We start from the raw sequence: 14957 nt of genomic DNA, 5'->3' as shown, positions 1-14957 counted from the left end.
GCTGCCTTCAGCGTCCCGCGGCGTAGCCCTGCATGCCGCGCGGATTGGCGGCAGCGCGTCGACGTACACCGACGCGCGAGGCTGCGGTGAGCCGGCCCTCGGACCAGTCGGGACCGACCTCGACGATATGCCCACGCTCGCGCAGGTTGTCGATCGTCGCCTTGGGCACGCGGTTTTCGACCACGAGCACACCGGGACGCGCGGTGCGCGGCCAGAACGAGATCGGGAAATGCTCGGAGTGCCAGGCGGGCGCGTCGATCGCCTCCTGGAGATTGAGGTTGCAATGGACGTGGCGCAGGAAGAACTGTGTGATCCACTGATCCTGCTGGTCGCCGCCGGGCGAACCCCAGGCAAGGTACGGCTCGCCATCGCGTAGCGCCATGGTCGGCGACAGCGTCGTGCGCGGCCGCTTGCCCGGCGCGAGCGAGCCAGGGTGGTTTTCCTCCAGCCAGAACATCTGGGCGCGACTGCCGAGGCAGAAGCCGAGCTCCGGAATGATCGGCGAGGATTGCAGCCAGCCGCCCGATGGCGTCGAGGACACCATGTTGCCGGCCTTGTCGATGATGTCGAAATGCACGGTGTCGCCGCGCACCTCTCCGAAGCGTCCTACCGTCGGCTCGCCGGCGCCGAGCGCGCCGACCGCCTCGCGCTGTCCCTCGGCGCGGCGCAGCTTGACAACGCCGCCGAAGCCTTCGACCGTGCCGGGGACGAAATCGAGCGACGCCTTGTCTGTGACGAGCTTGCGGCGTTGATCGTTGTAGGCATCCGACAGTAGCGTCGCGATCGGGATCTCGCTGAACTTGGGATCGCCGTAGAATTTTTCGCGATCCGCGAAGGCGAGTTTTGCGCATTCGATCTGGAGATGGATGAACTCCGGCCCGGTCGGATCGAGGCCGTCGAGCGCAAAGCCCTTCAACAGCGCGAGCTGTTGTAGCGTTACCGGACCCTGGCTCCAGACGCCGGCCTTGCAGACGGTGTAACGGCCGTAATCGTAGGTGAGGGGGGCCTCGATCGTCGGCTGCCAGCGTGCCATGTCGTCGGCGGAGAGCACGCCGCGATGCGGCGAGCCGCTGACGTCCATCACCTCCTGCGTCCGGCAGAACTTGTCGATGGCTTCCGCGACGAAGCCCTGAGACCAGGCCTTGCGCGCGCGCTCGATCTCGGCGTCGCGGCCACCGCCGCCGCTTTCGGCTTCGTTCAAGATCCGGGTGTAGGTCGCGGCGAGCGTTTTGTTGGTGAAGATCGTGCCGGGCTTCGGCACTTCGCCGTTCGGCAGATAGACCGCGGCCGAAGTCGGCCAGTGCTTGCGGAACAATTGCTCGACGGTCTGGATCGTGGCGCAGGCGCGCTCGACCAGCGGATAGCCGTCGCGGGCGTAGGAGATCGCAGGCTCCAGCACATCGCGCACGCGCATCGTGCCGTAGTCGCGCAGCAGCATCATCCAGGATTCGAAGGTGCCGGGAACGCAGGCCGCGAGCAGGCCGGTGCCGGGGACCATGTCGAGGCCCTCGCTCTTGTAATGCGCGATGGTGGCGCGTGCCGGCGCCGGGCCCTGGCCGCAGATCACCTCGGTGCGGCCGCGCTTCACGTCATGGACGATAACAGGTACGTCTCCGCCGGGGCCGTTCAGATGCGGCTCGACGACCTGCAGCGTGAACGCGGTGGCGACACCGGCGTCGAAGGCATTACCACCCTTTTCGAGAATAGCCATGCCGACAGCGGTTGCGATCCAGTGCGTGGTCGCGACGACACCGAACGTGCCTTCGATTTCTGGGCGCGTCGTGAACGGATCGGGATTGACGTTGCTGGCCATGGGCTACCTCATTTGCGGCGCGCGCAATTGATCACATCCGACGCTGGGATGCCAAATGCACAGGCCGCATGGCACGCGCGCGTTATGCCGGGACCGGCGCGGTGTTGACCGCGTGACAGGCGACACCGTCGATCAGTTCCGGGGCCTCCTTGCGGCAGAGGTCGTACGCCAGCGGGCAGCGCGGATTGAAGGCACAGCCGGACGGCGGATTGATCGGGTTCGGGATCTCGCCCTTCACCGGAATCCGCTGGCGACCGGACATCGCGAGATCAGGCACGGCGCCCAGCAGCATCTTGGTGTAGGGCATGCGGGGCCGGGCGAACAGCTCGCGCCCCTCCGCGATCTCGACGATCCGGCCGAGATACATCACGCCGACCCGGCTCGCCATGTGGCGGACCACGGCGAGGTTATGGCTGATGAACAGATAGGTCAGGCCGAACTTGTCCTGCAGGTCGCGCATCAGGTTCAGGATTTGCGCCTGCACGGACACGTCGAGGGCCGAGGTCGGCTCGTCGCAGACGATGAATTCGGCGTCGGAGGCGAGCGCCCGCGCGATTGCGATGCGCTGGCGCTGACCGCCGGAGAACTCATGCGGAAATTTCAGGCGGTCGTCGGGATGCAGGCCGACGAGGCTGAGCAGCTCGCCGACGCGCGCCTGGATGTCGCGTTCGCCCTGAATCAGGTCGAAGGCGCGGATCGGCTCGGAGATGATGGCATCGACGCGGAAGTGCGGGTTGAGACTCGCATAAGGATCCTGAAAGATCATCTGGATGCGGCGGCGCAGCTTTCGGCGTGCCTGCGCTTGCCGCGGATTGGTCATCGAGACGCCGTCGATCAGGACGTCGCCCGCGCTCGGCGGCAGCAGGCCGACCACCATCCGCGCCACCGTGGTCTTGCCCGAGCCGGATTCGCCGACCAGCGCAAAGGTCTCGCCCTTCTTGATGTCGAAGGTGACGTGATCGACCGCCTTGAGATATTCGAGATGTCCGCCTTCCAGCAAGCGGTTGAGCCAGGGCTTCGAGACGTCGAAGACGCGGCGGAGGTTTGTGGCCTGGACGAAGGGGGCGCTCATGCCGCGGTCTCCGCCGGCGCGTTGTCATAGAGATGGCAGGCAACCGACTGCGTGCCGCGCGAGAGCGGCTCCGGCCGCTCCACCCGGCAGCGATCGAAGGCGGACGCGCAGCGCGGGTTGAACGAGCAGCCGCGCGGGATCGCCGACAGGCGCGGCATCGAGCCTGGAATCTGCACCAGACGTTTGTCGTCGCCGGCAAGCGTCGGGATCGCGCCCATCAGACCCTTGGCATAGGGATGCAGCGGATTCCTCACGACGTCCTGCACCGGGCCGATCTCGGCGACGCGGCCGGCATACATCACGGCGACGCGGTCCGAGGTCTCGGCGATTACGCCCATGTCGTGGGTGACCAGCATCACGGCGGTGCCGTGGTCGCGACCGAGCCGCTTGATCAACGAGATGATCTGCGCCTGCACGGAGACGTCGAGCGCGGTGGTCGGCTCGTCCGCGATGATCAGCTCCGGCTCGGCGCAGATCGCCAGCGCAATCACCACGCGCTGGCGCATGCCGCCGGAGAATTCATGAGGGTAGCCGTCGATGCGCTTTTCCGGGGCGGGAATGCCGACCTCGGCGAGGAGGTCGATGGCACGGCGGCGGGCCGCCTGTTCGGACAGATTGAGGTGGGTCCGGATGGTTTCCACGATCTGGTCGCCGACCTTGTACAGCGGATTGAGCGAGGTGAGCGGATCCTGGAAGATCATGCCGATGCGCTTTCCCCTGATACGGCGCATCTCCTCCGGCGGCATATTGTCGATGCGCAGGCCCGCGAGGTGGATCTCGCCACCGGCGATGCGGCCGGGCGGATCGATCAGGCCGATCACCGAAAGCCCGGTGACGGATTTGCCGGCGCCGGATTCGCCGACCACGCCGAGCACTTCGCCCTTGGCGATGTCGAAGGAAACACCGTCGATCGCGCGCAGCGTGCCGCGGCGGGAGGCGAACTCGACCTGGAGATTACGGACGGAGAGAACGGGTTCGGTCATGAACGCTGCACACTCATCGGAGTTTCGGGTTGAGCGCGTCGCGCAGCCAGTCGCCAAGCAGGTTGATCGACAGGATCAGGGCCGCGAGTGCGATTCCCGGGAAGGCGACGATCCACCATTCGCCTGCGAACAGATATCCGTTGCCGATGCGGATCAGCGTACCGAGCGACGGCATGGTCTCGGGCATGCCCGAGCCGAGGAACGACAGCGTTGCCTCTGTGATGATGGCGAGTGCGAGGTTGATGGTGGCGATCACGAGGATCGGTCCGGTGGTGTTCGGCAGCACGTGGCGCAGCATGATCACGGGGGCGGGCAGCCCGATCAATTGCGCGGCCGCGACATAATCCTTGTTCTTCTCGACCAGCACCGAGCCACGCACCGTGCGGGCGTACTGCACCCAAAAGCTCAGCCCGATCGCGAACACCAGGACCGCCAGCATGCTCATCTCGTCGAGCTTGTTGCCGAAGACCGACTTGGCGATGCCGTTGATCAGGAGCGCGATCAGGATGGCCGGAAAGGAAAGCTGCACGTCGGCGATGCGCATGATCAGCCCATCGACGGCGCCGCCGAAATAGCCGGCCGTCAGCCCGAGCAGGATGCCGATTGCGCCGGAGAGGACCACGCCGAGCACGCCGACGAGCAGCGAGATGCGCAGGCCGTAGAGGATCGCGGACAGCACGTCGCGGCCCTGCTCGTCGGTGCCGAGCAGGAACGGGCTCTGGCCGTCGGCGGTCCAGAGCGGCGAGATGCGCGAATTCATCAGCTGGAGCTGCGCCGGGTCGAACGGGTTTTGGACCGATAGCACCGAGGCGAAGATCGCGACCAGGAAGAACAGCAGCGTCACCCCCGCGGCGATCATGGTGATCCTGGAGCGGCGGAACGAATAGAACAGGTCGCTGTCGAGCGCGCGCCGGAACCAGCCGGGTGCGGCGGCGCGCTTCTCGGTGCTGTGTGGAACGACGGCTTCGCTCATGTCAGTGCGCCCGGCTGACCGTCGAGCGCAGCCGCGGATCGACGATGGTGTAGAGGATATCAACCACGAGATTGATGGTGACGAAGATCAGCGACACCATCATCAGATAGGCCGCCATGATCGGAATATCGACGTTCTGAACGGCCTGCACGAACAGGAGTCCCATGCCCGGCCACTGGAACACGGTCTCGGTGATGATTGCGAAAGCAATGACCGAGCCAAATTGCAGGCCGGCCACGGTGATGACGGGAACCAGCGTGTTGCGCAGCGCGTGGCCGAAATGGATCGCCCGCGTGGTCAGCCCGCGGGCACGGGCGAAGCGGATGTAGTCGGTCCGCATGACCTCGAGCATCTCCGCGCGCACCAGCCGCATGATCAGGGTCATCTGGAATAGGCCAAGCGTGATCGAGGGCATGATCAGCGCTTTCAGGCCTGACAGCGTCAGGAGCCCCGTCGTCCACCAGCCGATATGGACGACGTCGCCCCGCCCGAACGAGGGCAGCCAGCCGAGCGTTACCGAGAACAGGTAGATCATGAGAATGCCGATCAGGAAGGTCGGCAGCGAGATGCCGATCAAGGAGACGGCCTGGAATATGTGCGTGAGCCAGCTGTCACGGCGCAGCGCCGAATAGACGCCCATCAGGATGCCACAGATCATCGCGAAGATGGTGGCGCAGATCGCAAGCTCCAGCGTCGCGGGCATCCGCTCCATCAGCAGATTGGTGACAGGCAGACGGAACTGGTAGGAGACGCCGAACTTGAACTGCGCGGCGTTGCCGATATAGCGGCCGAACTGCACGATCACGGGATCGTCGAGGCCGAGCGATTTGCGGATCGCGGCGCGTTCGGCGCCGGACGTGTCCATCCCGACCATCTGGTTCACGGGATCGCCGGCGAAGCGAAACATCGAGAACGAGATGATTCCGACGGCAATCATGACACCGATGGCCTGGATGGCTCGGCGCAGTGTGAAAGCGAGCATCTGTTCCTTTCACATTTTTTCAGCAGCACGCATCATCGCGTTAGCCCGAAACAGCAAGTCCCGGAAGCCAGAGCTTCCGGGACTTCACAACTTGTCGATACCTACTCTTCCTGCTTGGTCGCCCAGTAGAGCATGACCATGTTGTCAGCACGCTGGGTCAGCTTCACCTTTTTCGACACGCCCCAGGCGAGCGCCTGCTGGTGCAGCGGGATATAGGCCCAGTCTTTCATCGAGAGCTCGAACGCCTGCTTGATCAGCTGATCGCGCTTGGCGGTATCGGATTCCACGAGAACCTTGTCGGCGAGCTCGTCGAACTGCTTGTTGCAATAGCCGGCAAGATTGGCTTCGCCGCGGTTGGGATCCTTGGGATCATCCCGACAGCCCATGATGTCGTGCAGGACGTTCTGGGAGTCGACCGTATCCGGGGTCCAGCCCAGCATGTACAGCGAGGTCTTGTAGCCGCCGGGCTTCAGCACCTTGGCGAAATACTGGGCCTTTGGTTGCGCGAGCAGATCCACCTTGATGTTGATGCGGGCGAGCATGCCGACGATCGCCTGGCAGATCGCTGCGTCATTGACGTAGCGGTCGTTCGGGCAGTCCATCGTCACTTCGAAACCGTCGGCATAGCCGGCGTCGGCCAAGAGCTTCTTGGCGGCATCGGGGTCGAACTTCGGCCGGGTCAGGTCCTTCGCGGAAAAGATCTCTGGCGCGACCATCAATGCGGACGGCGTGGACAGCCCGCGCATGACGCGATTCTTGATCAGGTCGACATCGATCGCCCGGTAGACCGCTTCGCGGACGCGAACGTCCTTGAACGGGTTCTTGCCCTTGACGTTGGAGTAAAGCAGCTCGTCGCGGGCCTGATCCATGCCGACGAAGATGGTGCGGAGCTCGGGTCCCGTCAGGGCGGTGGCGTTGGGGCTCGCTTTGACGCGCTCGATGTCCTGCACCGGAACCGGCTCGATCACATCGACCTCACCCGACAACAGGGCCGCGACACGCGTGGCGGGGTTGGCGATCGGCGTAAACACGATCTCCTTCAGATTATGCTCCGGCTTGCCCCACCAGTTCGGGTTCACCTTGAAGACGGTCTTCACGCCCGGCTGATGGCTTTCAATGGTGAAGGGTCCGGTGCCGTTTTCATGGAGCGAGGCATAGCTCGGGGTCGTCGCAGCTGCGGGCGTCGGTGCCACCGCATCGTTCGCCTCCGCCCATTTTTTGTCCATGATGTACCAGGTCGCCCACAGTGCCGTCAGGATGGGATTGGGCGAGGTCAGGACGAAATCGACGGTGTAATCGTCGACCTTGATGGCCTTGGCGTCGGCGGGAACGCGGCTCTGGAAATTCGAGCCCTTCGCCCGCACGCGCTCGGCCGAGAACACCACGTCATCGGCGGTGAACGGGTCACCGTTGTGGAATTTCACGCCCTTGCGCAGGTGAAAGCGCCAGCGCGTCGGCTCCGGCGTCTCCCAGCTTTCGGCGAGCGCCGGGACGATCTTCAGGTCCTTGCCGCGGGCGACCAGGCCCTCATAGACGTGGCCGAGATGCGCACTGGTGGTCGATTCATTCAGGGTGTAGGGGTCGAGCGACTTAAGCTCACCCTGGTTGGCGTAGCGCAGCGTCTGGCTCGACGCCGGCGACACCGCCAATGCGAGCACACCGGCGAGCGTCGCCGCAAACAAACTTCGTCCGACTGACATTCTTGACCCTCTCCACTCGCCCGCACCGTAATTTTTGATTGTTCGGCGGGGCTGATTGATCCATGTTGCCCAGAGTTCTCGACCCGTGCAAGCGCCATTCCAGCAAGGAACGCGCCAAGTTGCACCGCTGTGCAGCAATGCTGACCGGCAATTTATGGGGCGAAAGGCGCACGGGCGACATTGGACTTTCGGCCGGTGAGGCCGCGAAAATGAGGGTGGAAACGGCCCGCCGGCGCCCATTCGCGCCGACAATTTGATTGACCATATCCGCCGATTGCGGAAGCCCGTGTCCGGCCCCAGGTTTCAGGTCGCTTGCGTCGCACACCATGTCGCGGCGATACTGTGTGACGCCGCTCGAATCTCATCCGGAGGGGACATGAAAGTTAATATCGAAATCGACTGCACCCCCCTTGAGGCCCGCCAGTTCTTCGGATTGCCGGACGTGATGCCGATGCAGACCGCTGTGATGGACAAGCTGCAGCAGCAGATGATGTCCAACATCGAAAAGGTCTCGCCGGAATCGCTGATCCAGAGCTGGTTCACCTTCGATCCCAAGATCGCGGAACGGTTTCAGGATATGTTCGTGACCATGGCCGGTCTCGGTAGCCCGCGCAGCAGCGACAAGAAGAAGTAATGCCCGCCACGCGCGACGGGGCGCCAGGCAAGGGCCGGCTTCGTCCGCCGGCCCTTGGCCTGCTTCTCGCAGAAGCGCGCAGCCTGTTCGAATTCAACGCCAGCGTCCTGCTCTCGCCGCTGCTGATGCGTGCGCCCAGGGGCGACGGCCATCCCGTGCTGGCGCTGCCGGGCTTTCTCGCCAGCGATCTGTCGATGGCGCCGATACGGCGCTATCTCGGTGAACTCGGCTATGAGCCGCATGCCTGGCGGATGGGCCGCAATCTCGGCGGGCTGGCGCGAATGCGCGAGGCCCTGCGCACCCGCCTCACCGACATCCACGCTGCAAGCGGACGGAAGGTCAGCCTGGTCGGATGGAGCCTCGGCGGCGTCTATGCGCGCGATCTCGCGCTCCACGCGCCCGACATGGTCCGCTCCGTCATCACGCTCGGCAGCCCCTTCGCCAACGATGTGCGGGCCACCAATGCGACGGCGCTCTACGAGGTGCTGTCCGGCGAGCGGGTCGAGGATCTCGCCGAGCTGCGCGAAGCGATCGCCGGCGATCTTCCGGTGCCGGCGACGTCGATCTATTCGCGCACGGACGGCGTCGTGAATTGGCGGACTTGCCTGCTACACCCCTCCGATCGGGCCGAGAATATCGAGGTGCATCTGGCAAGCCATATCGGGCTCGGGGTGAACCCGGCTGCGCTATGGGCCGTGGCGGATCGCCTTGCGCAACCGGAGGGGGAGTTCTGGCCATTTGACCGGGCCGGTCCGTTTGCCATTGCATATGCCCCGCCGGAGCGGGCAGTATCGGCCTGACGAGAAGCGCCGGCAAGGCGCCCGTCGAATATGAGCGGAGGGAACTATGGCTGACGGTAAGAAGCTGTCGTCGCTGGACGCGTCATTTCTGTATCTGGAAACGCCGGAAATGCCGATGCATGTCGGCAGCATGGCGATCTTTCGCCTGCCCGACGGTTACCAGGGCGACTTCTTCGAAGACTTCAAGGCGATGATCGTCTCTCGGTTGCACATCGCGCCGATCCTCAAGGCGCGCCTGGAGAAGGCGCCGCTCGACATCGATCATCCGACCTGGGTCGAGGACGACCAGTTCGACATCGACCGTCACATCTTCCGCGCCAGCCTGCCGGCGCCGCGCGATCGCGCCACGCTCGAGCGCATCGTTGGCTGGATGCATGCCAAGCTCCTGAACCGTGCTCGCCCGCTCTGGGAGTTCTACGTGTTCGAAGGCATGAAGGACAACGAGGTCGGGCTCTATTCCAAGATGCACCATGCCGCGATCGACGGCGGTGCCGGTGCTGCCCTGACCAACATGATCTACGACATCTCGCCGATCCCGCGGAAGGTCGATCCGCCCGTGGGCGGTGCAAAGCCGGGACAGGAGCCGCGCGACATCGCGGCGAACCTGCTCGATTCCTATCAGCAGCTCTTCACCCAGCCGCTCGATGCCTCGGCGGCGGCGAAGAACCTGCAACTGCCGCGCACCGGCAAGAGCGACATCGGTTCGATCCTGTTCGACAACGCGATGTACCAGATCGAGAGCGCGGTGCGTTTTGCCGGCAATATCCCGACCATGGTCAAGAGCGTTTCCGACGTGCTCGGCAAGATTTCCGATCCGAAGTCGCGCGAGAGCCTCGCCAGCATGGTGTCGCCGCCGACCATGCTCAACAAGTCGATTTCGTCGGAGCGCAGCTTTGCCGGCGTATCGATCTCGCTGTCCCGCTCCAAGGCGCTGGCCAAGCAGGCCGGCGGCAAGCTCAACGACGTGGTGCTGGCGCTCGCCTCCGGCGTGGTCCGCCGCTATCTGCAGCAATACGGCACGCTACCGGCAAAATCGCTCACCGCCGCCGTGCCGATCTCGCTACGCGAGGAGGGCAACACCGAGGCCAACAACCAGGTGTTCGGGATGATCTGCTCGATCGCGACCAACATCGATGATCCCAAGGCGCGGCTGGAGGCCATCATCGCGCAATCGACGAAATCCAAGGAGATGTCGCATCCGCTGCGGGCGCTGATGCCGCAGGTGTCCAACATCTCGATGCTGGGGGCGCCGATCATCGTCCAGATCCTGGCGCTGCTCTACAGCCGCTCGGATTTGTCGGACGTGCTGCCGCCGGCGGCGAACATCACGGTGTCCAACGTACCGGGGCCGCGCCAGACGCTCTATGCCGCAGGTGCCGAGCTGCTGCACATCTTCCCGGTGTCGATCTCGACACATGGGCAGGCGCTCAACATCACTGTGCAGAGCTACCGCGACCAGCTCGATTTCGGCTTCATCGTCGGCGCCAACATCATTCCGCACGTGCAGGTGATGTGCGACATGCTGCCGGAGGAGTTTGCCGCGCTCGAAGCGGCCTATGCGCCACCCGCGGCCGACGTCAAGGGCGCGGCCGAATAGGAAGCTTGCCAGGATTTTTGCAATGATCGAAATGCCGCCGCTCAAGTTCGCGCAGACGAACGGAATCCGCATGGGCTATTACGAGGCGGGGCCTCTCACCGACAAGCCGCCGGTGGTGCTATGCCATGGCTGGCCCGAACTGGCCTTCTCCTGGCGCCATCAGCTCAAGGCGCTGAGCGAGGCCGGCATTCGCGTGATCGCGCCGGACCAGCGCGGCTATGGCGCGACCGACCGGCCCGAGCCGGTCGAAGCCTATGACATGGAACATTTGACCGGCGATCTCGTCGGCCTGCTCGATCATCTCGAGATCGAGAAGGCGATCTTCGTCGGCCATGATTGGGGCGGCTTCGTCGTCTGGCAAATGCCGTTACGGCATCCCGCCCGCGTTGCTGGCGTCGTCGGTGTCAACACACCGCATTGGGACCGCGCGCCGATCGACCCGATCGCACTGTTCCGGCAGCGCTTCGGCGACCAGATGTACATCGTCCAGTTCCAGGATCCCGCGCGCGAGCCGGACAGGATCTTCGGCAGCCGCGTCGAGCAGACGTTCGATGCCTTCATGCGCAAGCCGCTGGCGCGACCGCCGGCGAAATCAGACGAGGAGCCGGTCGCGGGCGTCGGTGCCTCGTCGAAGACCAATCTGGCCTTCCCGCAGATGATCGCGGCCTATGACGCCAAGGTCGATCCGCGCACGCCGATCCTGTCGGCGGACGAGAGACAAGTGTTCGTCGACACCTTCACGAAGACCGGCTTCACCGGCGGCATCAACTGGTATCGCAACTTCACCCGCAATTGGGAGCGGTCGCAGGGGCTCGATCACCACATCAGCGTGCCGTCGTTGATGATCATGGCCGAGAACGACGCGGTGCTGCCGCCGTCGGCGGCCGACGGTATGGAGAAGCTGGTGGCGGATCTCGAGAAGCATCTGGTGAGGGACAGCGGCCATTGGACGCAGCAGGAGAAGCCGGAAGAGGTCAGCGCCAAGCTGATCGAATGGCGTAGAAGGCGGTTTGGCTAGCTCGTCATTGCGAGCGGGGGGAAGCGTAGCAATGTCATCGAAGAACCGTCTGGACCCGATTCCGCATCCGCCGACCAAGCCGGTGGTCGGCAACATGCTCTCGCTGGACTCGGCCGCGCCGGTGCAGCACCTGACGCGGCTTGCCAAGGAGCTCGGCCCGATCTTCTGGCTCGACATGATGGGCTCGCCGATCGTCGTCGTCTCCGGCCACGATCTCGTCGACGAACTTTCCGACGAGAAGCGCTTCGACAAGACCGTGCGCGGCGCGCTGCGGCGCGTGCGCGCGGTCGGCGGCGATGGCCTGTTCACGGCGGATACCAAGGAGCCGAACTGGAGCAAGGCGCACAACATCCTGCTGCAGCCGTTCGGCAATCGCGCCATGCAGTCGTATCACCCGAGCATGGTCGATATCGCCGAGCAGCTCGTGCACAAATGGGAGCGGCTCAACGCCGACGACGAGATCGACGTCGTCCACGATATGACCGCGCTGACGCTGGATACGATCGGGCTGTGCGGTTTCGACTATCGCTTCAACTCGTTCTACCGGCGCGATTACCATCCCTTCGTCGAGTCGCTGGTGCGCTCGCTCGAAACCATCATGATGACGCGCGGCCTGCCGTTCGAGCAGCTCTGGATGCAGAAGCGCCGGAAGACGCTGGGCGAAGACGTCGACTTCATGAACAAGATGGTCGACGAGATCATCGCCGAGCGCCGCAAGAGCGCGGAAGGGATCGACGACAAGAAGGACATGCTGGCCGCGATGATGACCGGCGTCGACCGCTCGACCGGCGAGCAGCTCGACGACGTCAACATCCGCTACCAGATCAACACCTTCCTGATCGCGGGCCACGAAACCACCAGCGGCCTGCTGTCCTACACGCTCTATGCGCTGCTCAAGCATCCGGACATTCTCAAGAAGGCCTATGACGAGGTTGACCGCGTCTTCGGGCCCAATGTCGACGCCAAGCCGACCTACCAGCAGGTCACGCAGCTCACCTACATCACGCAGATCCTGAAAGAGGCGCTGCGGCTGTGGCCGCCGGCGCCGGCCTACGGCATCTCGCCGCTGAAGGACGAGACCCTCGGTGGCGGCAAGTACAAGCTCAGGAAGGGCACATTCACCACGATCCTGGTGACGGCGCTGCATCGCGATCCCTCGGTCTGGGGACCCAATCCCGATGCGTTCGATCCAGAAAACTTCAGCAAGGAAGCCGAGGCCAAGCGGCCGATCAACGCCTGGAAGCCGTTCGGCAACGGCCAGCGCGCCTGCATCGGTCGCGGCTTCGCCATGCACGAGGCCGCGCTCGCGCTCGGCATGGTGCTGCAGCGTTTCAGGCTGATCGACCATCAGCGCTACCAGATGCATCTGAAGGAAACGCTGACGATGAAGCCCGAGGGCTTCAAGATCAAGGTGCGTCCGCGCGCGGATCGCGAGCGCGGCGCCTATGGCGGGCCGGTCGCGGCAGCGGCTTCGGCGTCGCGGGCGCCACGTCAGCCGACCACGCGGCCCGGTCACAATACGCCGATGCTGGTGCTTTACGGCTCCAATCTCGGCACCGCGGAAGAACTCGCGACGCGCATGGCCGATCTCGCAGAGATCAACGGCTTTGCCGTGCATCTCGGTCCGCTCGACGACTACGTCGGCAAGCTGCCGCAACAGGGCGGCGTGCTGATCATCTGCGCCTCCTACAATGGCGCGCCGCCCGACAATGCGACGCAGTTCGTCAAATGGCTCGGCGACGATCTGCCGAAGGATGCCTTTGCCAACGTCCGCTACGCCGTGTTCGGCTGCGGCAACAGCGACTGGGCCGCGACCTATCAATCGGTGCCGCGTTTCATCGACGAGCAATTGTCGAAGCATGGCGCACGTGCGGTCTATCCGCGCGGCGAGGGCGATGCGCGCAGCGATCTCGACGGCCAGTTCCAGAAGTGGTTCCCGGCCGCCGCTCAGGTCGCGACCAAGGAATTCGGGATCGACTGGAATTTCACCCGCACCGCGGAGGACGATCCGCTCTACGCGATCGAGCCAGTCGCGGTGACCGCCGTCAACACCATCGTTGCCCAGGGCGGCGCTGTGGCGATGAAGGTGCTGGCCAATGACGAGCTCCAGAACAAGTCGGGCGCCAATCCGTCGGAGCGCTCGACGCGTCATATCGAGGTGCAGCTGCCGGCCAACGTCACCTACCGCGTCGGCGATCATCTGAGCGTGGTCCCGCGCAACGATCCGACCCTGGTGGATTCGGTTGCCCGCCGCTTCGGCTTCCTGCCGGCCGACCAGATCAGGCTTCAGGTCGCCGAGGGCCGCCGCGCGCAATTGCCGGTCGGCGATGCCGTGTCGGTCGGTCGCCTGCTCAGCGAGTTCGTCGAGCTGCAGCAGGTGGCGACGCGGAAGCAGATCCAGGTCATGGCCGAGCACACCCGTTGCCCCGTCACCAAGCCGAAGTTGCTGACCTTCGTCGGCGAGGAGGCCGAGCCGCTCGAGCGTTACCGCAGCGAAATTCTGGCGAAGCGCAAATCGGTGTTCGACCTGTTGCTCGAATATCCCGCCTGTGAATTGCCGTTTCACGTCTACCTGGAAATGCTCTCGCTGCTGGCGCCGCGCTACTACTCGATCTCGTCCTCGCCATCGGTCGATCCAGCGCGCTGCAGCGTCACGGTCGGCGTGGTCGAAGGGCCGGCGGCGTCGGGGCGTGGCACCTACAAGGGCATTTGCTCAAACTATCTCGCCAACCGCCGCGCGGGCGATACGGTCTACGCGACCGTGCGCGAGACCAAGGCCGGCTTCCGGCTTCCGGATGATCCATCCGTGCCAATCATCATGATAGGCCCCGGCACGGGACTGGCACCGTTCCGCGGCTTCCTTCAAGAGCGTGCCGCGCGCAAAGCCAAAGGCGGCGCGCTCGGTCCGGCCATGCTGTTCTTCGGCTGCCGCCACCCCGATCAGGACTTTCTCTATGCGGATGAGCTGAAGGCGCTCGCTGCAAGCGGGATCACCGAGCTGTTCACCGCGTTCTCGCGTGCGGACGGACCGAAGACCTATGTGCAGCACGTCCTCGCTGCGCAGAAGGACAAGGTCTGGCCGCTGATCGAGCAAGGCGCGATCATCTATGTCTGCGGCGACGGCAGCAAAATGGAGCCCGACGTGAAGGCGGCGCTGGTCGCGATCCATCGCGAGAAGAGCGGTAGCGATGCGGCTGCCAGTGCGCGTTGGATCGAGGAGATGGGCGCGAAGAACCGCTATGTGCTGGACGTCTGGGCCGGCGGATAGCTCGGGTCGTAGGGTGGGTTAGCGAAGCGTAACCCACCGTCCTTCGGCCAATGCAGAACGAAGTAGGTGGGTTACGCCTTCGGCTAACCCACCCTACGAATTGCGATCGTGCTAAAG

At 64.4% G+C, this 14957-nt stretch carries 11 protein-coding genes; 5 read left to right on the top strand and 6 right to left on the bottom strand.

Annotated elements, in window-relative coordinates; all coding sequences use genetic code 11:
* Positions 1–7 precede the first annotated feature (7 nt).
* The 6 genes from QA645_RS30725 to QA645_RS30700 all read right to left on the bottom strand — a co-directional run bounded on the left by QA645_RS30725 (position 8) and on the right by QA645_RS30700 (position 7523).
* Positions 8–1813, bottom strand: a complete 1806-nt coding sequence (locus QA645_RS30725) for a gamma-glutamyltransferase family protein (RefSeq protein WP_283045064.1) — start codon at positions 1811–1813, stop codon at positions 8–10.
* Between the two features lie 82 nt (positions 1814–1895).
* Positions 1896–2885, bottom strand: coding sequence for an oligopeptide/dipeptide ABC transporter ATP-binding protein (locus tag QA645_RS30720; RefSeq protein ID WP_254129970.1), 990 nt, complete (start codon positions 2883–2885; stop codon positions 1896–1898).
* A complete protein-coding gene (locus tag QA645_RS30715; protein ID WP_283045063.1) occupies positions 2882–3868 on the bottom strand; it encodes an ABC transporter ATP-binding protein in 987 nt (328 codons plus the stop codon). The genes QA645_RS30720 and QA645_RS30715 overlap by 4 nt, the downstream gene beginning before the upstream one ends.
* Before the next feature lie 13 nt (positions 3869–3881).
* Positions 3882–4841, bottom strand: a complete 960-nt coding sequence (locus QA645_RS30710) for an ABC transporter permease (RefSeq protein WP_254129972.1) — start codon at positions 4839–4841, stop codon at positions 3882–3884.
* A gap of 1 nt (position 4842) precedes the next feature.
* Complete coding sequence (locus QA645_RS30705; protein WP_212297955.1) at positions 4843–5823, bottom strand: ABC transporter permease; 981 nt, start codon at positions 5821–5823, stop codon at positions 4843–4845.
* 101 nt (positions 5824–5924) lie between these two features.
* On the bottom strand, positions 5925–7523 hold the full coding sequence (locus tag QA645_RS30700; protein ID WP_283045062.1) for an ABC transporter substrate-binding protein: 1599 nt from the start codon (positions 7521–7523) through the stop codon (positions 5925–5927).
* A gap of 376 nt (positions 7524–7899) precedes the next feature.
* Here QA645_RS30700 and QA645_RS30695 point away from each other — a divergent pair, with 376 nt between their 5' ends.
* From QA645_RS30695 to QA645_RS30675, 5 genes are read left to right on the top strand one after another with little or no spacing between them, the layout of a single operon-like run.
* Entirely contained in the window at positions 7900–8157 is a 258-nt protein-coding gene (locus QA645_RS30695) for a DUF6489 family protein (protein WP_254129974.1), read from the top strand.
* Positions 8157–8957 (top strand): alpha/beta hydrolase, encoded by an 801-nt coding sequence (locus tag QA645_RS30690; RefSeq protein ID WP_283045061.1) that lies wholly within the window; start codon positions 8157–8159, stop codon positions 8955–8957. Before QA645_RS30695 ends, QA645_RS30690 begins: the two co-directional genes overlap by 1 nt.
* Before the next feature lie 46 nt (positions 8958–9003).
* Entirely contained in the window at positions 9004–10554 is a 1551-nt protein-coding gene (locus QA645_RS30685; RefSeq protein WP_283045060.1) for a wax ester/triacylglycerol synthase family O-acyltransferase, read from the top strand.
* Between the two features lie 22 nt (positions 10555–10576).
* Positions 10577–11572 (top strand): alpha/beta hydrolase, encoded by a 996-nt coding sequence (locus tag QA645_RS30680; protein WP_283045059.1) that lies wholly within the window; start codon positions 10577–10579, stop codon positions 11570–11572.
* Positions 11573–11603: 31 nt separating this feature from the next.
* Positions 11604–14840, top strand: a complete 3237-nt coding sequence (locus tag QA645_RS30675) for a cytochrome P450 (protein ID WP_283045058.1) — start codon at positions 11604–11606, stop codon at positions 14838–14840.
* Positions 14841–14957: the final 117 nt, after the last annotated feature.

Origin of the sequence: Bradyrhizobium sp. CIAT3101 (assembly GCF_029714945.1) — a bacterium.
GTDB lineage: Bacteria > Pseudomonadota > Alphaproteobacteria > Rhizobiales > Xanthobacteraceae > Bradyrhizobium.
The sequence above is the reverse complement of the archived record's forward strand: the minus strand, read 5'-3'. Positions and strand labels throughout refer to the sequence as shown.